Origin of the sequence: Pseudonocardia bannensis, from assembly GCF_012911875.1 — a bacterium.
In the GTDB taxonomy this organism is placed as follows: domain Bacteria; phylum Actinomycetota; class Actinomycetes; order Mycobacteriales; family Pseudonocardiaceae; genus Pseudonocardia; species Pseudonocardia bannensis.
Map to the genome: position 1 here is coordinate 1 of NZ_JAAXKZ010000056.1, position 19,891 is coordinate 19,891.

A 19,891-nucleotide genomic window follows, 5' to 3' on the forward strand; every position below is an offset into this window, starting at 1 on the left:
TCACCTGGGGATGCATCCGGATCGCGTCGATCAGCACACCTGCTCCGAACCGGTTGAGGTCGTAGAGGCAGAGCACGACGAGTTGCTCGGGGATGTACCGGGCCACCTCGTTCTCGTAGCGGATCAGGCTGTCGGGTCCTGCCCGGGGCAGCCAACAGCTCGCCTCCGCGCCCAGGCGGATGCCGGCCGGCCAAGCCGGATCGACGATCTCTCCCCACACACCGGGCATCCCGTCGGGGGTCGGATCCTTGCGGCTGCGGGAGGGCACAGCTGAACTGCGGACGTCGAGCAGGCCCGTTCGCCGCCAGTCCGCGATCTCCGAGGGGGAACCGACTCGGCTCAGCACCGCGCCCGCGTCGGCCGCGTCGACCACCACCACGGACCGATCACCGGCCAGCAGGCCGGCCCGGAAGAACGCCGCCATGGCCCCGTCACGCTCCTCCGGCGCCCGGAACACACCGCACACATGGCCGCCGGGCTCGAGCGTGAGTCCCGGGATGCCGGAGTCGACGGTCATACGCACCCCCTGACGACTCAGGCCCGGCCGGTCCCACCGCGACGGCGTCGGCTCTGACCGTCGACTCATCGGCGCCCGGAGCGACGGAAATGGTGAACGAGATGGCTGCCCGAGGACCGGACGAGGGTGAATGAGACAGAGAATCCCCTCACGAACCCTCGTCCCCACGGGGTGAAATCACATCGACTCGTTCCCACTCTCAGGCCGAGGCGGCTCGGCACCGCATCTGCCCTGCCACGGGCGAGACGCGACCCGGACGATCACTCCTCGGTGCCCATCCGATCGCCCGGCGTCACGGCGAACACCGATGGGCGATCCTTGAGGGCTCCCCCGCTCCCACGTATGGTCCAACCCATGGTGGTAACCGGCGTAGCCGCGTGCTTCGTTCCGCCAACCGTTCCCGTGGCCCCTTGTCCGCAGCACGTCCCGGCCGCGAGCTGCCCCGCCCACTGAACCGGCCCTCGTGCGGCCCCACTGTTCCGCGCCGCGGACGACCACACCCGTGCTGCGTGGACGCCACCCGGCGATCCCGCAGAGCCGTCCCGCCCGGGCGGTGGCGGCGATCGGTACAGCGCTGGTCACCGCGGCCGCCGGGCATCTCCTCTCCGCGGGTGCCGCTCCCCCGCTGATCGGGCTACTGCTCGCCGTCGCCGCGATGGCGGGGCCCGCCTGGTGGCTGACCCGCGACGAACGCGGCTGGGAACGTCTCGCCGCCGCCCAGCTCACCGCGCAGCTCGGCAGCCACACGCTGTTCGCGCTGGCCGCCCCGGCGCCGGCCCCGCACACCGGCCACGGTGTCCTCGGCCCGGACCTGATGGTGCTCGCGCACCTGCTCGCCGCGGCCGTGGCGGGTGGGTGGCTGCGCTGTGGAGAGCGGCGCGCCATCGCGATGTCCCGTCGCGCCGTAGCGCTCCTGCTCGGGCTCGTCGCAGCGCTGCTCGGCACGGGCCCGCGGGCGGTCCGCGGCCCGGCCCGTCGTCGGCCCGCCCTCGCCTCGACCCCTGGCACCCAGACCACCCTGCTACGGCACACGATCGTCCACAGGGGACCTCCGGCGGTCTGCTGACCATCCCCATCACCGGCCGGGCCGACCCGGCCGGGTATCGCGCGCGCCCGTCGAACGCGCCGTGCCCGGCCGGCCCGTGCCGATCTCGGCGACACCGAAACCGGAGCCCCCATGACCACGACATCCGACCCCACCTGCAGCCCACCCGGCGATCACGGCCCCCGTGGCACGACCGGCTGGCGCGGTCTCGTGCTGCGCCTGCACTTCTACGCCGGCCTGCTGGTCGGCCCGTTCGTGCTGGTGGCCACGGCCACCGGGGTGCTCTACGTCCTCACCCCGCAACTCGAGTCCTGGATCTACGCCGACCAGCTGCGGGTGCCGGTGACAGCCCAGCAGCGTTCGTTGGCCGACCAGGTCCACGCCGCCGTGGCCACCGAGCCGGGAGGGACGCTCGACGCCGTCCGGCCCGCACCCGAACCCGGTGCGACGACCCGCGTGCTGTTCAGCGACCCGGGGCTCGACGAGTCCGAGCGCCGCACGGTGTTCGTCGACCCCGGGACCGGCCAGGTGACGGGATCACTGGTCAGCTACGGGACCAGCGGCGTGCTGCCGCTGCGCATGACGATCGACCAGTTGCACCGCAACCTGCTGCTCGGCGAACCCGGCCGCCTGTACAGCGAGCTCGCCGCGTCCTGGTTGTGGGTCGTGGCGCTCGGCGGGCTCGCGCTGTGGATCGCGCGCCTGCGCACCCGTCGGGCGGCGGGTCGCGCCGGCCTCCGCGATCTATTCCGCCCCGAACCCGGCGCGACGGGCCGGCGCCGAACCCTGACCCGGCACGGTGCACTCGGCACCTGGCTGCTGGTGGGGATGTTGTTCCTGTCCGCCACCGGGCTGACCTGGTCGACCTACGCCGGAGCCACCATCAGCGAGCTGCGGGCGTCGCTCGGTTGGAGCACCCCGGCGCTGGACTCCGGTGGCGGGGGCGGGCACGGGGACCACAGCGGCGGTGCGCCCGCCCAGGCCGGGAGCGGGGGCGCGGCGGTCGGCGGAGTCGACTCGGTGCTCGCCATCGCCCGCGCGGCCGGCATCGACGCCCGGAGCGTCGAGATCGCGCTGCCGGCCGAGCCCGGCGCGGCGTGGACCGTCACCGAGATCCAGCGCAGCTGGCCGACGCAGGTGGACGCGGTCGCGATCGACGCCGGCAGCGGCGCCGTCGTCGACCAGGTGCGCTTCGCCGACTACCCGGTGATGGCCAAGCTGGCCCGCTGGGGGATCGACGCGCACATGGGGGTGCTGTTCGGCTGGGTGAACCAGCTCCTGCTCGTGGCGTTCGGGCTCGGGCTGATCACGACGATCGTGCTCGGCTACCGGATGTGGTGGCGGCGCCGGCCCACACGGGGCCGAGGCGGCCGGGCGGTGCCGCGCGGGCAGTTCCGCCGGGCCAGCCAGCCCGTCGGGTTCGTCGCCGTGCTGGCGGCGGTCGTGGTCGGCTGGTTCGCGCCACTGTTCGGGATCAGCCTGCTCGCCTTCCTCGCGGTCGACGGGCTGCTCGGCCGGCGCGCCCGGAGCCGCACGGCCGGAGGCGACCCCGATGTCGAGGAGGGCGAGCTCCTCGACGCATGATCAGCGGCCGGGAACCGGCAGCCGGGACGAACCCGGCGCCGGCGTCCCATCCGTCGATCATGCCGCGACCACGGCAACGACGGCGGACCACGCGGCCACAGCCGGCGGCGAGGCCGGGCGCAGCCGCGGGTCCGACGGGTGGCTGGTTCGATCACGACTCGGACCAGTCCCACGTCGAACTCGGAACGAACGCACCCGGAGGAGATGTCCCGTGGACGACCGGCGCATCGCCGAGCTGGCCGCCGAGGTGCGGGCGCGCCCCCGGCCGCCCGGAGGCGTCCGGTTGGTCACGATCGACGGGTACTCCGGGTCGGGCAAGACCGAACTCGCCGGTCGGCTCGCCGGCGCCCTGGACGCACCGGTCATCACGCTCGAGGAGCTCTACCCGGGATGGGACGGCCTTGCCGCGGCCGTCCCACTCGCGGTGGAGTGGATCGCCGTCCCGCTCGCGGCCGGACGGGCGGCGCGCTGGCACCGGTACGACTGGGTGCGCGGCGTCCGTGACGAGTGGCGGGAGCAGCCGCCGGCGCCGGTCGTGATCCTGGAGGGCTGCGGGTCCGGAGCCGCGGCGCTTCGCCCGTACACGAGCACCGCGATCTGGGTCGACGTGCCACCCGGCGAGCGCGAGCGGCGGCTGCGCGCGCGGGCGGACTGGCCGGACTACGCCCTGCACCGGGACGGGTGGGCCGCGCAGGAGGACGCCTTCCACGCCGCCGACCACACGCGCGGGCGCGCGGACGTGATCGTCGACAACAGCGACGAGGCCTGATCCACCGTTCGGCCCCGGGAACTCTCCCCGGCTGGCAGCATGTGCCGCCGTGATCACCGCGGTGCGCTCTCACGTCACATCGCTGCACGTCTTCTGTGCCGTGCTGATCGCGGCGATCGTGGCCCGGCCGGTGATCGTCGACGCGCTGAGCGCGCCCGTGCTGCGCACCGCGGCCACCGTGTTCGTCGCGGTGTGCGTCCAGGCGCTGCCCTTCCTCGTGCTCGGCGTGGTGCTGTCCGGCGTGATCGCGGCCTTCCTCTCCCCGGCGGCCCTGCGCCGGGTGCTGCCCGCCCGCCCGGCCGCGGCGGTACCCGTGGCCGGGGCCGCGGGCCTCGTGCTGCCCGGCTGCGAGTGCGCGTCGGTGCCGGTCGCCCGGCGGCTGATCGGCCAGGGCGTGCCCGACGCCGCGGCGCTCACCTTCCTGCTGGCCGCGCCCGCTGTGAACCCGGTCGTCCTGGTGGCGACGGCGGTGGCGTTCCCGGGTGAGCCGGGGATGGTCGGCGCGCGGTTCCTCGGCTCGCTCGCCACCGCCTGCGTGATGGGTTGGCTGTGGCAGCGGGCCGGACGGGCGGAGTGGATCGGTGACCGGGTCCGGCTGCGGGCGCCGACGCCCACCGGCGCGGGCCGATGGGCGGTACTCGCCGAGACGGCGCGCCACGACCTGGTGTCCGCGGGCGGGTTCCTCGTGCTCGGTGCCCTCGCCGCCGCGGCGCTGTCGGTGCTGGTCCCGGCGGCCTGGCTGGACGCCCTGGGCGCGCAGCTCGTGCTCGCGGTCCTGGTCATGGCGCTGCTCGCCGTCGTGCTGGCGCTGTGCAGCGAGGCCGACGCGTTCGTCGCCGCGTCGCTGTCGACCCTGCCGCTGCTGCCGCGGCTGGTGTTCCTCGTCGTCGGCCCGGCGGTGGACGTCAAGCTCATCGCACTGCAGGCGGGCACGTTCGGCCGCGCGTTCGCGTTGCGGTTCGCCCCGGCGACCTTCGTGGTCGCCATGCTGTGCGCGGTCGGGGCCGGGCTGCTGGTGTTCGGCGGGGTGCGCTGATGCGGCGTGACACCCAGCACATGCTGCTGGTGCTGCTCGGCGGTGCGCTCATCCGGATCGCCGCCGACGACACCTACCTGCGCTACGTCAGGCCGTCACACCGCTGGTGGCTGCTGGCTGCGGGCGCGGTGATGGTGCTGCTCGCCGCCGTCGCGCTGGCGCGGGACCTGCGTGGCCGCACCGGGCCCGTCGACCACGATCACGATCACGGGCGCACCCGGAGCCCGTGGCTGCTGATGCTCCCGGTCCTGGTGATCGCGCTGGTCGCCCCGCCCGCACTGGGCGCCGACGCCGTGGCCCGGTCGGGCGGGGGCGGCGCGGTGGTCCGCAACACGGACCTCTACCCCCCGCTGCCCCCCGGCCCGCTGGAACTCGGCGTCGGCGAGGTGGTGAACCGGGCGGCGTGGGACGAGTCCGGTTCGCTCGACGGGCGCGAGGTCACCGTCACCGGCTTCGTCGTCCGCCGTGGTGCGGCAACGGTGCTCGCCCGGATGACCATCGCCTGCTGCGCCGCCGACGCCCGCCCGTACACGATCCGCCTGGTGGGCGACGTCGGGGACCTGGAGCCGGACACCTGGCTGCGGGTGCGCGGGACCGTCCAGCCGGGCAGCGCGACGCAGGCGAACCGGTTCACCCCCAGCCTGGCCGTCCTCGACGTGCAGGTGGTCGCCGAGCCCACCGACCCCTACGAGTACTGACGGGGCTACCCGCCCGCGGGGCGCGCGGCGATGCCCGGCTCCTGCCCGTAACCAGCGAACGCCGCGACGCAGCCTTCGATCTCCGCGGCCGGCAGCAGCCGCGGTTCGCCCGCGGTGCGGGCGGTCAGCCACACCTGGCACAGCCATTCCAGCTGAGCCGCCCGGTTGTAGGCCTTCGCGAGCGTGGCAGCGAGGGTGAGGGTGCCGTGGTTGCGCAGGATCACCCCGGTACGGCCGGTCAGCGCCGCCGACATGTTCGCCGCCAGTTCGGCCGTGCCGAACCTCGCGTAGTCGGCCACCCGGACCACGCCGCCGAAGTCGGCGAGCTGGTAGTGCACCGCCGGCACCTCGTCGGCCAGCAGCGACAGCGCGGTCGCGTGCACGGAATGGGTGTGCACCACCGCACCGGCCTCGTGGTCCCGGTAGGCGGTGAGGTGCATCGGCAGCTCGGACGTGGGCGCGAGCGCGCCGTCGACGACCGCCCCGGACAGATCCACCACGGGGACGTCGGCCGGGCCGAGGCGGTCGTAGTCCACGCCCGACGGGGTCACCGCGATCAGGTCGCCGTGGCGCACGGAGACGTTGCCCGAGGTTCCGACCACGAGCCCGTCCGCGGTCATCCGCAGCGCCGCGGCGATCACTGCCGCACGTGCGTCGGCGAGGAGCAGACCGGTCATGATCGCTGACCGGGGAGCCGGAACTGCACCCGCTCGATCCGTTCGCTGATCGGGGCGAACAGCTCGGCGTGGATCCGGTTGTGCTCGGGGTCGGCATCGTAGATCCGGTAGGCCTGTTCGTCCGCCAGGTCGACCGTGATCACGTAGTCGGCGCTGCCCTCCCTCAGCCCGAGGTCGGTACCGGCCAGCAGGTCGAACTCGACGCCGTCGACGCGCAGGTCGCGCAGGGCCTGCTCGACCTGCGCCGGGGCCACCCCGTCGCGCACCCGTCCGACCACCACGTTGCGGATCATCCCGCCTCCTCCGGCCACCCACAGCCGCTGCCACACCCTGCCAGACGCGGCGGCCGTGTGTCCGCCCGAAGATCGGCGGGGCCAGGTCTCGGGCGACCGGCCCGCCGACCACGCGGCGTCAGGGCACGATCGCGTCGATGTAGCCGCCCTCGGCGCGGAGCGCCCCACCGGTCGTCGCCGACGCCAGGTCGGAGCTGAGATAGGCCACCATCCGGGCGATCTCACGGGGTTCGATGAGCCGCCCCAGCAGGGACTGCGGACGGTGCTCGGCCATGAACCGGCGCTGCGCCTCGTCCCACGGCAGGTCGTCGCCGACCATCTGGCGGACGAAGGCCTCGACACCCTCGGTGTGGGTGGGCCCGGCCAGTACCGTGTTCACGGTGACGCCGGATCCGGCGGCCTCCTTCGCGTAACCGCGGCTGACACCCAGCAGCGCGGTCTTGGTGACGCCGTAGTGGACCATCTCCAGCGGGGTGGCGACCGCCGCCTCGCTGGCGATGAACTGCACCCGGCCCCACCCGCGCGCGATCATCCCGGGCAGGTACTCACGGGTCAGGCGGACGCCGGAGAGCACGTTGACCTCGAAGAACCGGCGCCACTCGGCATCGTCGATCGCGAGGACCGGGCGCCTGCCGAAGATCCCGACGTTGTTGACCAGGATGTCCACCCGCGGCAGTTCGGCGAGCAGCCCGGCGGTGTCCGCCTCGTCGGCGACGTCCGCGGCGATCCCGCCGACGTCGGCCTCGGCCAACTCGGCCCGCAACTGCGCGACGGCGTCGTCGACCCGGGCGGGATCGCGCCCGTTGAGCACGACGCCCGCGCCCGCTCCGGCGAGCTCGGCCGCGATCGCGTAGCCGATGCCCTGGGTGGAGCCGCTCACCAGCGCCGTCCGGCCGCCCAGGTCGATGTTCATGGCCGGATCATTACCCCGGACGATCCGGTTCACTCTCCCGGCAGGTTGTCAGAGGTCGGCGCGGCGGCTCACCAGCGTCTCGGCCACCCGCGCCAGCTTGATGTTGAGCGACTGCGACGCCGAACGCAGCACCTCGAACGCCTCGGCCGCGGTGATCCCCCGGCGCTCCATCAGGATCCCCTTGGCCTGCCCGATCACATCGCGGCTGCGCAGCGCCTCGCGCAGCTGTGCGGCCTCGAGGTCGGTGGCGGTGCAGGCCTGGGTGGCCGCCAGCGCTGTCGACGCGTGCGCGGCCAATACCAGCGCGATGTCGCGGTCGGTCTCGTCCAGCCCGTTCCGCTGGAAGGAGTAGAAGTTGAGCGCTCCCATCCGCGGCGGGTCGCCGTGCGGGAACAGGCCCACGGCCAGCACGCTGTGCATGCCCATCCCGGCCGCCGCCGGGCCGAACCGCGGGTACTCCCGCCCGGCCCCGAGATCGGCGCTGGCGGTCACGCCCCGGTTCGTCGCCCGCGCCGCCTCGATGCAGGGTCCCTCGTCGAAGCGGTACTGCAGCTCGTCGAGCCGGGTCGCCAGCTCGTCGGTCTCCACCGGGGTGTGGAAGCCCCCGCCGGAGGCACGCATCGTGACGCTGACCAGGTCGGCGCCCTCCACCACGGCGCGCCCCGCCCGGACCACTCGCCGCAGCACGTCCTGCACCGTGGTCGCGTCCAGCAGCGCGGCGGACAGCGCGACGAATTCGGCGGCCAAGGGGCCTGGAGCGGCGGAGAGCCCGTCGAACCGGTCGACCTCCCCCTCCACGAACAGCTGCTTGTCCTCGGCCCAGTCCTGGTCGGTCGGCACGTGACCACCTCATAGCTTCAGCGTCGACGCGAAAGGATTATCCGGCCCAACGCTCATCAGCAACCAACGCTACGGCAGCGCGGCCCGGGTGCGACCGTGATACTGCCGCCATGGCGGTACGCACGGTGGGTGTCGAGGAAGAGTTCCTGCTCGTCGATCCGGTCAGTGGACGGCCGCGGGCCGTCGGGGGTGCCGTGCTGCAAGCTGCGGAGGACGACTCCGAACTCACCGCGGAGCTGCACCGCGAGCAGTTGGAGACCGGCACCCGGCCCTGCGTCGGCCTCGACGAACTCGGGCGCGAGCTGCGCGGCACCCGGGCCGTGGCGGCCGCGGCGGCGAGCGCCGTGGGCGTCGACCTGGTCGCGCTGGCCACCTCGCCGTTGGCCGTGGAGCCGACGGTCTCACCCTCGCCGCGGTACCGGAAGATGGCACAGCGGTTCGGGCTCACCGTCGACGAGGTGATGACCTGCGGCTGCCACGTGCACGTCGCGATCGACTCCGCGGAGGAGGGCGTCGCCGCGGCCGACCGGATCCGGCCGTGGCTGGCGCCGCTGCTCGCGCTGAGCGTCAACTCGCCGTTCTGGCAGGGTGCCGACTCGGGGTATGCGAGCTTCCGCAGCCAGCTGTGGACGCGCTGGCCGTCAGCGGGACCGTACGAGCTGTTCGGCTCGCCGGCCGGCTACCGCGGCACGGTCGCGGCGATTCTCGGCTCGGACACCGTGCTCGACGAAGGGATGATCTACTTCGACGCCCGGCTGTCCCGGCACCATCCGACGCTGGAGATCCGCGTCGCCGACGTCTGCCTGGACCCCGACGACGCCGTGCTGATCGCGGCCCTGGCCCGGGCATTGGTCGAGACCGCGGTGCGCGGCCGGCGGGCTGGCTGCGCACCGGACCCGGTGCGCACCGAGGTGCTGAGACTGGCGTCGTGGCGGGCCGGGCGGTCCGGACTCGACGGGGAACTGCTCGACCCGACGACGTGGCGGCCCGCTGCGGCGGCGGACGTGCTGAACAGGTTGATGGCACACGTCGCGCCCGCGCTGGAGGACGCCGGCGAGCTCGAGACCGTGCGCGGCCTGCTCGACGCGGTGCTGCGCCGCGGCACCGGCGCCACGCGCCAGCGTCAGGTGCTCGAGCGCACCGGGGATCTCAGCGCCGTCGTCGCCGCGGCGACGGCGGCCGGCCGCGGCACCGGATGACGCGCGGGATGCGGCGAGCCGCCGACCCGACGCCGGATGCGCCGGTCAGGACGCCCGGTGCGTCCCGACATAGGAGTTCCGGGACCGCAGCTTGCGCACGATCAGCCAGATGACGAGCACGACGACGAGCCCGAGCACCACGTAACCGGCCGGGCCGAGGGCGCCCTCGACGCGGTCCCAGTTCTCCCCGAGGACCCAGCCCAACACGATGAACACCGCGTTCCAGATGCCGCTGCCGATCGCGGTGAGCAGCAGGAAGCGGGTCATGGGCATCCCGCCGACCCCGGCCGGCACCGACACCACGCTGCGGATCAGCGGGACGCACCGGCCGAACAGGACGAGCTTGCTGCCGTGCCGGTCGAACAGGGCACGCCCGCGCTCGAGGTCCTTCTGGCTGGACAGGATGAACCAGCGCTTCGCCGCGAGGGCGTGCAGCCGTTCGTACCCGAGCCACGCACCCAGCCCGTAGAGAACCAGTGCTCCGAGCACCGAGCCCGCGGTGGCGGCGGGCCAGACCCAGAACGCGTCGATCGCGCCGGTGCGGGCCCGGAACCCCGCCAGCGGCAGGATCGCCTCGGACGGGATCGGCGGAACCACGTTCTCCAGAAAAATCAGCAGGCCGACTCCGGCCGCTCCGAGCCGGTCGACGATCGAGAACACCCAGTCGGCCACATGTCCATGATGCCCAGAACGCCGGATGAACACCGGAATGCGGGGTCTGATGCGGCGGCGCTCACATCTGGGCCACGATGGCGGCCATGGCCGTGAACCCCACCGGAGCCGACATGAAGGCGTTCCTCGCCGCGGGCCCCGATCAGCCGATCGTCATGCTCAACCTGCTGCGGTTCGCCGAGGGCGGCGCGCAGCGTTACGACGAGTACATCGCCCACTTCCGCCCGTTCGCGGAGAAGGTCGGGGGGTCGGTCCTGTACTTCGGCCACGGCGCCGACCCGATCGTCGCCGAGCAGGGACAGGACTGGGACGCGGTGCTGCTGGTCTCCTACCCGAGCCGGCGGGCGTTCTCCGACATGGTGCGCGACCCCGGCTACCAGGCGGGCACGCACCTGCGTACCGAGGCGGTGGTCGAGGCGGTGCTGCAGCCGACGGTCCCGCGCGGGCGACCTGCCTCCGACCGGCGGTCACCTCAGTCCCGGTGATCACCGAGACTGCATCGGGCGCACCCGTCGACGACGCCGGCCCGCGCCGTCCGACGACTCTTCCTAAGGTGAACGCATGACCTCCACGGCGTCCCCCGCCATGCAGAAGGCCGATCTCGACGCGATCGAGCCCGACGTGCATGGCCTGATCAGCAAGCAGACCGCCCAGCTCGACGGCGTCGACGTGACCCGGGTCCGGTTCGACCCGGGCGCCCGCTGGTCGAGCGACCTGAAGTCCTACGCGGGCACCGAGAGCTGCGAGTTGCCGCACGTGGCGCTCGTGCTCAGTGGCCGGCTGGGCGTCCGGATGGACGACGGCAGCACCGAGGAGTTCGGACCGAACCAGGTCATGATGCTGCCGCCCGGCCACGACGCCTGGACCGTCGGCGACGAGGCCTGCGTGTTCGTCGAGTTCTCCCGAGGCAACGACTACTACGCCTGACACCTCCGCCCCACCGGCGCGAAGGTGGCCCCCGCAACGCCTGACGTTGCGAGGGCCACCTTCGCGCCGTACGGGTTACGCGGCGGCGGTTGTGGTGGCGCGGTTGCGCAGCGACTGCGGGACCGCGAAGCGGTCGCCGTACTTCTTCGCCAGCTCGTCGGCACGGGCCACGAAGCCGGCCGGGCCGCCCGGGTAGCCCTCGATGTACTGCATCACGCCACCGGTCCAGGCCGGGAAGCCGATGCCGAAGATCGAGCCGATGTTGGCGTCGGGCACCGAGGTCAGCACGCCCTCGTCGAAGCACCTGACGGTCTCGAGCGCCTCGATGATCAGCATGCGCTCGGACAGCTCGTGCAGGTCGACGTCGTGGTTGGTCGCGCCGAAGTGCTCCCGCAGCCCCGGCCAGAGCCGGGTCCGCTTGCCGTCGACGTACTCGTAGAAGCCCGCGCCCGAGCTCCTGCCCTTGCGGTCGAACTCGTCGAGCATCCGGTCGACCACGGCCTCCGACGGGTGCGTCGGCCAGGTGCCGCCCGCGGCCACGACGGCCGCCTTGGTCTCCTCGCGGATCTTGCGCGGCAGGGTCAGCGTCAGCTCGTCCATCAGCTGCAGCACCGGTGCCGGGTAGCCGGCCTGCGAGGACGCCTGCTCGATCGTCTGCGGGTCGATGCCCTCGGCGAGCATCGCGATGCCCTCGTTGATGAAGGTGCCGATGACCCGGCTGGTGAAGAAGCCGCGGCTGTCGTTGACCACGATCGGGGTCTTCTTCATCCCGAGCGTCACGTCGAACGCCTTGGCCAGCGTGGCGTCCGAGGTCTGCTCACCGCGGATGATCTCGACCAGCGGCATCTTGTCGACCGGGGAGAAGAAGTGCAGGCCGATGAAGTCGGCCGGCCGGTCGACGCCCGCGGCGAGCTCGGTGATCGGCAGCGTCGAGGTGTTCGAGCACAGCAGCGCGTCGGGCTTGATGACCTTCGCGGCCTCGGCGAAGACCTCCTGCTTCAGCTTCACGCTCTCGAACACGGCCTCGATGACGATGTCGCAGCCGGCGAGGTCGGCGTAGTCAGCGGTCGGGGTGATGCGGGCGAGCAGCGCATCGCCCTTCTCCTGCGTGGTCTTGCCCCGCTGGACACCCTTGGCCACCAGGCCCTCGGAGTACGCCTTGCCCTTCTGCGCCGCCTCGATCGAGACGTCCTTGAGCACGACCTCCCAGCCCGACAGCGCGCAGGTGTAGGCGATGCCCGCACCCATCATCCCGGCGCCGAGCACGGCGACCTTGGTCGGCTGCCACTTCTCGTGACCGTCGGGCCGCGAGCCACCGCCGTTGATGTGCTGCAGGTCGAAGAAGAACGCCTTGGTCATGTTCTTCGAGACCTGGCCGGTGACCAGCTCGGTGAAGTAGCGGCTCTCGATGCGCTGCGCGGTCTCGAAGTCGACCTGGGTGCCCTCGACCGCCGCGGCCAGGATGCTGCGCGGCGCGGGCATCGGGGCGCCCTTGAGCTGCTTGCGCAGGTTGGCCGGGAACGCCGGCAGGATCGACGCGAGCTTCGGGTTCGACGGGGTGCCGCCGGGGATCTTGTAGCCCTTCTTGTCCCACGGCTGCGCGGCCTCGGGGTTGGCCGCGATCCAGGCCCGGGCCTTGTCCATCATCTCGTCGACGCTGGTGGCCAGCTCGTCGATGATGCCGATCTCCAGCGCCTTGGCCGGCTTGTGCCGCTGGCCCTGCGCGAGCACCTTCATGAACCCGTCGGCGATGCCGAGCATGCGGGTGATCCGGACGACGCCGCCGCCACCGGGAAGCAGGCCCAGGGTGACCTCGGGCAGGCCGTAGATCACCCCCTTGGCGTCGAGGCCGATCCGGTGGTGGCAGGCCAGGCCGATCTCCAGGCCACCGCCGAGCGCGGTGCCGTTCATCGCCGCGACGACCGGCCTGCCGAGGGTCTCCAGCTTGCGCAGCTGGGCCTTGACCGTGGTGACGTTCTCCATGATCGCCGGCGCGTCGGCCGGGGTCGCCTTGGACATCGAGTCCAGGTCACCGCCGGCGAAGAAGGTCTTCTTCGCCGAGGTGACGATGACGCCGGTGAGGTTGTCCTTCTCCGCCACCAGAGCATCGACGACCTCGCCCATCGCGGCGACGTAGCGGTCGTTCATCGTGTTGGCGCTGCGGCCCGGGTCGTCGAGGGTGACGATCGCGATCCTGTCGTCCCCGCGCTCCCAGCGGACGGCCTTCTGCTCGCTCACTGTGTTTCCAGTTCCTCTCGTGTGGTCCGGGGAGCCGCGTCAGACACGCTCGACGACGGTGGCGATGCCCATCCCGCCGCCGACGCACAGCGTGGCGAGGCCGTAGCGCAGGTCGCGACGCTCGAGCTCGTCGACCAGGGTGCCGAGGATCATCGCGCCGGTGGCGCCCAGCGGGTGGCCCATGGCGATCGCGCCACCGTTGACGTTGACCTTCTCGTGGTCGAGGTCGAGGTCGCGCATGAAGCGCAGCGCGACCGCGGCGAACGCCTCGTTGATCTCGAACAGGTCGATGTCGTCGACGGTCAGGCCCGCCTTGGCCAGCGCCTTGCGGCTGGCCGGCGCGGGGCCGGTGAGCATGATCGTCGGGTCGGCACCGGACAGCGCGGTGGAGACGATGCGGGCCCGCGGGGTGATGCCCGCGGCCTTGCCGGCCGCCTCGGTTCCGATCAGGCACAGCGACGCGCCGTCGACGATGCCGGACGAGTTGCCGGCGTGGTGCACGTGGTCGATCTTCTCGACCCAGTGGTAGCGCTGCAGCGCCACGGCGTCGAACCCACCGGCCTCGCCCATCATCGCGAACGACGGCTGCAGGCCGGCCAGGCTCTCCAGCGTGGCACCGGCACGGACGTGCTCGTCCCGGTCCAGGATCGTCAGGCCGTTGCGGTCCTTGACCGGGACGACCGAGCGCGCGAAGTAGCCGTTGGCCCAGGCCTTCGCGGCGCGGTTCTGCGACTCGACGGCGAACGTGTCCACGTCCTCGCGGGAGAAGCCCTCGAGGGTCGCGATCAGGTCGGCGCCGATGCCCTGGGGCACGAAACCGGTCTGGTACGCGGTGTCGGGGTCCATCGCCCAGGCGCCACCGTCGGAGCCCATCGGGACGCGCGACATGGCCTCGACACCGCCGGCGAGGACCATCTCCTCCATGCCGGAGCGCACCTTGAGCGCGGCGGTGTTGACCGCCTCCAGGCCGGAGGCGCAGAACCGGTTGAGCTGAACTCCGGCGACGGTGTCGGGCAGGCCGGCCGCGATCGCGGCGGTCTTGGCGATGTCGCCGCCCTGGTCCCCGATCGGCGACACGACGCCGAGCACGACGTCGTCGATCGTGGCCGGGTCGAGCTCGGGGAACCGGGCGCGCATCTCGTCGATCAGCCCGACGACCAGCGATACCGGCTTGACCTCGTGCAGCGAGCCGGAGGCCTTGCCCCGGCCGCGTGGCGTGCGGATCGCGTCGTAGATGTACGCCTCGGGGATCTCGCTCATGCGAACCTCTCGTCTGCTCCGGCGAAGAAACACGGCTGCGGGCACGGCTGCGGCGACAGGCCGCGACGGCCGATGGCGCCGTTCGGCTCCTTTGTTACAGCAGTACTGTCACATAGGTCAAGGTCTGCCGTAGCCTTCACCCATGGCAGTGCCGACTCCGCAACGATCTGCACCCGACGGGGAACTGCTGACCATCGACCAGTTGGCCGATCGCAGTGGTGTCACCGTTCGCACCATCCGCTTCTACGCCGGACGCGGGCTGCTCCCGCCGCCTCGGCTGCGTGGCCGCACGGGCCTCTACGGCCCCGACCACCTGGCCCGGTTGGAGCTGATCAGCGAGCTGTCCGCACTCGGGTTCACCCTCGCCGCGATCGAGCGTTACCTGGAACGGGTGCCGCATTCCACGGGCGCCGGCGAGCTCGCCCTGCAGCGCGCCCTGCTGACCCCGTGGGTGCCCGAACAGCTCGAGGAGGTCGACCGAGCCGAGCTCGACCGGCGGGCCGGACGGGTGCTCGACGACGACGACGTCGACGCGCTGGAGGCCATCGGCGCCGTGGAACGGCTCGTCGAGGGCGAGGGGGCCGGGCGGATCCGGTTGCACGGACCGCTCGGGCCCGGGCTGGAGATGCTCGACTCCGGGCTGCCCACGGCGTTGCTGCGCGACTCCCACGAGCTCATCGAGAAGCACACCACCGCGCTGGCCGAAGACCTAATGGCGCTGTTCCAGCGGCAGGTGCTGCAGCCCTACCGCGACGCGGGCCGCCCCGCCGAGGAGCGCAGCCGGTTGGCCGCCACCATGAGCAGGCTCAAGCCGATCACCGTGCAGGGCGTCGTCACGGCGTTCGGCCGCGCGGTGAACCGGGCCATCCGCGAACGCATCGGCTGACGGTGCGGATCGCCGGCGAGGAGCGGCGATACCGGGCCGGCGGCGCCGGCGCGAGACCGGCCGGCCCCGCGCCGGGGCGATCTGCGCCTAGGGTGCGGCCGTGGCTGATCTCTTCACGCACCCGGTGAACGTCCGCTACCTCGAGGTGGACGCCCAGGGCGTCGTCTTCAACGCCTGGTACCTGGCGTACTTCGACGACGCGATGACGGCGTTCCTCGCCGACCGCGGCCTGCCCTACACGGTGATGACCGACGCCGGGTACGACGTGCAACTGGTCCGCTCCGAGATCGACTGGAAGGCCGGTGTGGGCTGGGGCGACGAGATCGTCGTCGCGGTGTCGACCGCCCGGATCGGGCGCACCAGCTTCGCGCTGGACTTCCAGGTGCGCCGTGGTGGCGGTGACGACGCCGAGGTGACGTGCGCGGGCCGCACCGTGTACGTGGTGATCGCGACCGACGGCTCCGGCAAACGCGAGATCCCCCCGCTCATCGCCGACGCCCTGGGCGACCCGGCCCCGCTCCTCCCCCTCTGACCGGCCCACCCAGCCGCTTCCCCGTTTGCCACGAACGGCACTTTCGTTCAAACCTGTTGAACAAAAGTGCCGTTCGTGGGAACGCGGGGGACCCGGAGGGGTCGAGGGTCAGACGCCGGCGGCGGTGGTGAGCGCCCGCTTGGTGAGCAGCCGGGCCAGGTGGCGCCGGTACTCGCGGGTCGCCGCGGTGTCCGCGGGCGGGTCGGTGGCCTGGTCGGCCAGCGCGGCCGCGTCCTCGATGGACGCCCCCTCGGCCAGCGCCGCTTCGGTGGCCGAGGCACGAAGGGGCGTCGGGCCCATGTTCACCAGGCCCACCCGGCCGTCGACGACGGCCACGGCGACGATCGCCCAGTCGTTGGACCGGCGGGTGAACTTCTCGTACGCCCAGCCGGCGGCGCCGGTGCGCGGCACCCGGACCTCGACGATCAGCTCGTCCGGCTCCTTCACCGAGGAGAACACCCCGGTGTAGAAGCCGGTGATCGGCACCTGCCGCTCACCGCGCGCGCTGCGCAGCACGACGGTGCCGTTCAGCGCGAGCACCGCGGCCGGCAGGTCGGACGCCGGGTCGGCGTGCGCGAGCGAGCCGCCGATGGTGCCGCGGTGACGGACCTGCGGGTCACCGACCGTGCGGGCCACGGCGGGCAGCAGCGGAACCTCGGTGGCCAGCACCTCGGAGGCCTCGAGGTCGCGGTGCCGGGTACCGGCCCCGATCGCGACCTCGTCGCCCTCGACGCGGATGTAGTTGAGGTCGGCCAGCCGCCCGATGTCGATGACCAGCTCGGGCGCACCGAGGCGCAGCTTCATCACCGGCAGCAGCGAGTGGCCGCCGGCCAGCACCGTGGCGTCCTCGCCGTGCTCGGCGAGCAGTGCCAGGGCGGCGTCGACCGTGTCCGGCCGCTCGTAGTCGAACGCGACGGGGATCATGCGCCGGCCCCTCCGGTCGAGAAGCCCGGAGCCGTGCGCGACGCGTCGCTCTCGGCCTCGCGCTTCTGCTCCGCGTCGGGGTCCTGCCCCGCCGCGGCGAGCACCGCCCGGACGATGTTGTGGTAGCCCGTGCAGCGGCAGAGGTTGCCCTCCAGCCCCTCCCGGACATCACGCTCGGTCGGGTTCGGGTTCTCCTCGATGAGGCTCACCGCCGCCATGACCATGCCCGGCGTGCAGAAGCCGCACTGCAGGCCGTGCTCCTCGCGGAACGCCTTGGCCATCGGGTGCAGCTCCCCGCCCTCGGGGGACAGGCCTTCGAGCGTGGTGACCGACCGCTGGTCGGTCTGCACGGCGAGCACCGTGCAGGACTTGACCGACTCGCCGTCCACGAGCACCGTGCAGGCGCCGCAGGACGTCGTGTCGCAGCCGATGTTGGTGGCCTTCAGCCCGACGTTCTCGCGCAGGTAGTGCGCCAGCAGCAGCCGCGGCTCGACGTCCGCGCTCGTCTGCTCGCCGTTGACCGTGATGTCTACCTTCACTGTGTTGCCGCTCACTTGGCCCCCTTCGAAGCGGCCTGGATGGCCTCCCACACCCGCAGCGGGGTGGTCGGCATGTCGATGTGGCGCACCCCGAGGTGGGACAGCGCGTCGACGACGGCGCTCTGCACCGCAGGCGTCGCGCCGATCGTTCCGGCCTCGCCGATCCCCTTGGCACCCAACGGGTTGATCGGAGTGGGGGTGGCCTGGTCCACGAGCTCGAAGCTGGGCAGCTCGGCCGCGGACGGGAAGCCGTAGTCGGCGAACGTCGCGGTCAGCGGGTTGCCGTCCTCGTCGTAGACGACCTCCTCGAGCAGGGCCTGCGAGATGCCCTGCGCGATGCCGCCGTGCCGCTGGCCCTCGGCCAGCAGCGGGTTCACGACCGGGCCCGCGTCGTCGACGGTGACGATCCGCTCGACGGTGACCTTGCCGGACTCGACGTCGACCTCGACGACGGCGACGTGCGCACCGAACGGGAACGTCGGCTTCTTGCTGTCGAACGTGGTCGACACGGCGAGCTTCTCCTGCTCGGCGAGCTGCGCGAACGTCACGCTCTTCGAGCCGGGGGCGCCCTTGACCACAATGGACGCGTTGCTCTTGTCGACCTCGAGGTCGTCCACGTTGGCCTCGAGCAGGTCGGCGGCGCGCTGCTTGGCCAGCTCGACCAGCTCGCCCGCGGCCTGGTACACCGCGACGCCGCCGGTCTGCAGGCTGCGCGACCCCATCGTCCCGCTGCCCCGCGGGATGAGGTCGGTGTCGCCGTGCTTGACGGTGATCTTCTCGATCGGGATGCCCAGGTGGTCGCTGGCCAGCATCGCCCACGCGGTCGCGTGGCCCTGGCCGTGCGGCGAGGTGCCGGTCAGCACGGTCACCGTGCCGTCCGGGTGCACCTCGACGGCGGCGTCCTCGGCGAACGCGCCGCCGCCGGTGATCTCGACGTAGGACGAGACGCCGATGCCGAGCTGGCGGGCGTCACCGCGCTCGCGGCGCGCGGCCTGCTCGGCCCGCAGCTCGGCGTAACCCGCCGCCTCCTGGGCCCGCTCGATCGCCTTGGCGTACTCGCCGCTGTCGTACTCGACGCCGCCCTGGGTGACGAACGGGAACTTCTCCGGCGCGATCACGTTGAGCTTGCGGACCTCGGCCGGGTCCATGCCGATCTCGGCGGCGAACAGGTCCATCGCCCGCTCGATCGCCGCGGTCGCCTCCGGGCGGCCCGCACCGCGGTAGGCGACGGTGGACGTCGTGGTCGTGACCAGGACCCGAGCCCGGGACTCGACCTTGGGGATGTCGTAGGTGCCGGGCGCCATCATCCGGGTGAAGGCCGGCAGGTACGTGCCGAGCCGGGGGTACGCGCCGGCGTCGGCCAGCACGTCGATCCGGTAGGCCTGCACCTTGCCGTCCCGGCTGCCACCGATCGTGACGGTCTGCAGCTGGGCGCGGCCCTGGCCCATCCCGGTCATGTTCTCCGAGCGGCTCTCCGACCAGCGGACGGGCCGGCCGGCGCGCTTGGCCAGCGCCGCGACGAGCGCGAACTCGGGGTCGGCGCCGATCTTGGCTCCGAAACCGCCGCCCACGTCGGGCAGGATCACGTGAACCGTGTCCTTCTCGACGCCGAGCCAGCCGGCGATCTCGTCGCGGGCGATGTGGGCGTTCTGGCTGGAGCAGAAGATCGTCACGCGGCCGTCGTCGCCCCACACGGCCGCGGCGGCGCGGGTCTCCAGGGGGGCCGCGGCGAGGCGCTGGTTGACGATCTCGCGAGTCACGACGACGTCGCAGCCGTCGAACAGCGTCTCGTCGAAGGCGTCCTCGACGCCGAAGCCCAGCGCCGTGTTGGTGCCGGCCTCGGGGAACAGCAGCACCTCGTCGGAGGCCGCCGCCTTCAGGTCGATCACCGCCGGCAGCGGGTCGTAGTCGACCGCGACGAGGTCGGCGGCGTCCGGGCCCTGGTAGCGCTCCTCCGTGAGCACGGCGGCGACCGGCTCCCCGACGAAGCGGACCACGTCGGTGGCCAGCCAGGGCCGGACCATGGCCTTGTTGGCCGCCGGGAACAGCAGCGCCGGCGGGAGGTCGAGATCGGCGCCGGTGATCACCGCGACGACGCCGGGGGCTTCCCGGGCGCCCTCGACGTCGATGGCGGTGATCCGTGCGTGCGCCAGTGGGGAGCGGACCAACGTCAGGTGCAGAGCACCGGTCAGCCGCTCGTCTGTCAGGTCGTCGGTGTAGGTCGCGCCCCGTGTGAGGAACACCGGATCCTCAACACGGACCACGCGCGTGCCCATGATGCTCATCACGGCTGAGCGTATCTCTCCTCAGGAGACGTCGCGCCACCGAGCGATGCCCTGACC

At 72.6% G+C, this 19,891-nt stretch carries 21 protein-coding genes; 10 read left to right on the forward strand and 11 right to left on the reverse strand.

The features are described 5' to 3' along the window. A partial coding sequence (locus HF519_RS15965) for an MEDS domain-containing protein (protein ID WP_169413746.1) occupies positions 1-517 on the reverse strand: 517 nt, incomplete at its 3' end. Positions 518-1,019: 502 nt separating this feature from the next. Between HF519_RS15965 and HF519_RS15970 the strand changes: the two genes are divergently transcribed. The 5 genes from HF519_RS15970 to HF519_RS15990 all read left to right on the forward strand — a co-directional run bounded on the left by HF519_RS15970 (position 1,020) and on the right by HF519_RS15990 (position 5,649). Continuing rightward, entirely contained in the window at positions 1,020-1,583 is a 564-nt protein-coding gene (locus HF519_RS15970) for a hypothetical protein (RefSeq protein WP_169413747.1), read from the forward strand. Positions 1,584-1,694: 111 nt separating this feature from the next. Continuing rightward, positions 1,695-3,146 (forward strand): PepSY-associated TM helix domain-containing protein, encoded by a 1,452-nt coding sequence (locus HF519_RS15975; protein WP_169413748.1) that lies wholly within the window; start codon positions 1,695-1,697, stop codon positions 3,144-3,146. Between the two features lie 211 nt (positions 3,147-3,357). Continuing rightward, positions 3,358-3,915, forward strand: coding sequence for a nucleoside/nucleotide kinase family protein (locus HF519_RS15980; protein ID WP_169413749.1), 558 nt, complete (start codon positions 3,358-3,360; stop codon positions 3,913-3,915). A 49-nt stretch (positions 3,916-3,964) separates the two neighbouring features. Beyond that, positions 3,965-4,951 carry a permease gene (locus tag HF519_RS15985; protein WP_312860142.1) on the forward strand — a complete coding sequence of 329 codons (987 nt, stop codon included), beginning with the start codon at positions 3,965-3,967 and terminating at the stop codon, positions 4,949-4,951. Continuing rightward, positions 4,951-5,649 (forward strand): TIGR03943 family putative permease subunit, encoded by a 699-nt coding sequence (locus HF519_RS15990; protein ID WP_169413750.1) that lies wholly within the window; start codon positions 4,951-4,953, stop codon positions 5,647-5,649. Before HF519_RS15985 ends, HF519_RS15990 begins: the two co-directional genes overlap by 1 nt. A 5-nt stretch (positions 5,650-5,654) precedes the next feature. Here the strand turns inward: HF519_RS15990 and HF519_RS15995 are convergent, their stop codons facing one another. The 4 genes from HF519_RS15995 to HF519_RS16010 form a co-directional block, all read right to left on the reverse strand. Continuing rightward, positions 5,655-6,326, reverse strand: a complete 672-nt coding sequence (locus HF519_RS15995) for a class II aldolase/adducin family protein (RefSeq protein WP_211170104.1) — start codon at positions 6,324-6,326, stop codon at positions 5,655-5,657. Then, on the reverse strand, positions 6,323-6,619 hold the full coding sequence (locus tag HF519_RS16000) for a Dabb family protein (RefSeq protein ID WP_169413751.1): 297 nt from the start codon (positions 6,617-6,619) through the stop codon (positions 6,323-6,325). The genes HF519_RS15995 and HF519_RS16000 overlap by 4 nt, the downstream gene beginning before the upstream one ends. 118 nt (positions 6,620-6,737) lie before the next feature. Then, positions 6,738-7,532, reverse strand: coding sequence for an SDR family NAD(P)-dependent oxidoreductase (locus tag HF519_RS16005; protein WP_169413752.1), 795 nt, complete (start codon positions 7,530-7,532; stop codon positions 6,738-6,740). Between the two features lie 48 nt (positions 7,533-7,580). Beyond that, a complete protein-coding gene (locus tag HF519_RS16010) occupies positions 7,581-8,372 on the reverse strand; it encodes an ANTAR domain-containing protein (RefSeq protein ID WP_169413753.1) in 792 nt (263 codons plus the stop codon). A gap of 110 nt (positions 8,373-8,482) precedes the next feature. Here HF519_RS16010 and HF519_RS16015 point away from each other — a divergent pair, with 110 nt between their 5' ends. Beyond that, positions 8,483-9,571 carry a carboxylate-amine ligase gene (locus tag HF519_RS16015; RefSeq protein ID WP_169413754.1) on the forward strand — a complete coding sequence of 363 codons (1,089 nt, stop codon included), beginning with the start codon at positions 8,483-8,485 and terminating at the stop codon, positions 9,569-9,571. Positions 9,572-9,616: 45 nt separating this feature from the next. Here the strand turns inward: HF519_RS16015 and HF519_RS16020 are convergent, their stop codons facing one another. Continuing rightward, positions 9,617-10,243, reverse strand: coding sequence for a DedA family protein (locus tag HF519_RS16020; RefSeq protein WP_312860143.1), 627 nt, complete (start codon positions 10,241-10,243; stop codon positions 9,617-9,619). A gap of 86 nt (positions 10,244-10,329) precedes the next feature. Here HF519_RS16020 and HF519_RS16025 point away from each other — a divergent pair, with 86 nt between their 5' ends. After that, positions 10,330-10,728: a DUF1330 domain-containing protein gene (locus HF519_RS16025; protein WP_169413755.1), complete on the forward strand. Its 399-nt coding sequence runs from the start codon at positions 10,330-10,332 to the stop codon at positions 10,726-10,728. A gap of 76 nt (positions 10,729-10,804) precedes the next feature. Beyond that, complete coding sequence (locus HF519_RS16030) at positions 10,805-11,170, forward strand: cupin domain-containing protein (RefSeq protein ID WP_169413756.1); 366 nt, start codon at positions 10,805-10,807, stop codon at positions 11,168-11,170. 75 nt (positions 11,171-11,245) lie between these two features. On the opposite strand, the gene HF519_RS16035 is transcribed toward HF519_RS16030, so the two are convergent. After that, on the reverse strand, positions 11,246-13,408 hold the full coding sequence (locus HF519_RS16035) for a 3-hydroxyacyl-CoA dehydrogenase NAD-binding domain-containing protein (protein ID WP_169413757.1): 2,163 nt from the start codon (positions 13,406-13,408) through the stop codon (positions 11,246-11,248). A gap of 39 nt (positions 13,409-13,447) precedes the next feature. Beyond that, the gene (locus HF519_RS16040; protein WP_169413758.1) at positions 13,448-14,668 is read right to left on the reverse strand and encodes an acetyl-CoA C-acetyltransferase; all 1,221 of its coding nucleotides are present in this window, start codon (positions 14,666-14,668) and stop codon (positions 13,448-13,450) included. Between the two features lie 142 nt (positions 14,669-14,810). Here HF519_RS16040 and HF519_RS16045 point away from each other — a divergent pair, with 142 nt between their 5' ends. Both HF519_RS16045 and HF519_RS16050 read left to right on the forward strand, forming a co-directional pair. Beyond that, entirely contained in the window at positions 14,811-15,554 is a 744-nt protein-coding gene (locus HF519_RS16045) for a MerR family transcriptional regulator (protein WP_169413759.1), read from the forward strand. 100 nt (positions 15,555-15,654) lie between these two features. Further along, positions 15,655-16,086 carry an acyl-CoA thioesterase gene (locus HF519_RS16050; protein ID WP_169413760.1) on the forward strand — a complete coding sequence of 144 codons (432 nt, stop codon included), beginning with the start codon at positions 15,655-15,657 and terminating at the stop codon, positions 16,084-16,086. Positions 16,087-16,194: 108 nt separating this feature from the next. Here the strand turns inward: HF519_RS16050 and HF519_RS16055 are convergent, their stop codons facing one another. The 3 genes from HF519_RS16055 to HF519_RS16065 are packed head-to-tail and all read right to left on the reverse strand — an operon-like array spanning position 16,195 to position 19,834. Further along, entirely contained in the window at positions 16,195-17,010 is an 816-nt protein-coding gene (locus HF519_RS16055; RefSeq protein ID WP_169413761.1) for an FAD binding domain-containing protein, read from the reverse strand. Beyond that, on the reverse strand, positions 17,007-17,549 hold the full coding sequence (locus HF519_RS16060; protein ID WP_169413779.1) for a (2Fe-2S)-binding protein: 543 nt from the start codon (positions 17,547-17,549) through the stop codon (positions 17,007-17,009). The genes HF519_RS16055 and HF519_RS16060 overlap by 4 nt, the downstream gene beginning before the upstream one ends. A gap of 11 nt (positions 17,550-17,560) precedes the next feature. Next, on the reverse strand, positions 17,561-19,834 hold the full coding sequence (locus tag HF519_RS16065) for a xanthine dehydrogenase family protein molybdopterin-binding subunit (RefSeq protein ID WP_169413762.1): 2,274 nt from the start codon (positions 19,832-19,834) through the stop codon (positions 17,561-17,563). Between the last annotated feature and the right edge of the window lie 57 nt (positions 19,835-19,891).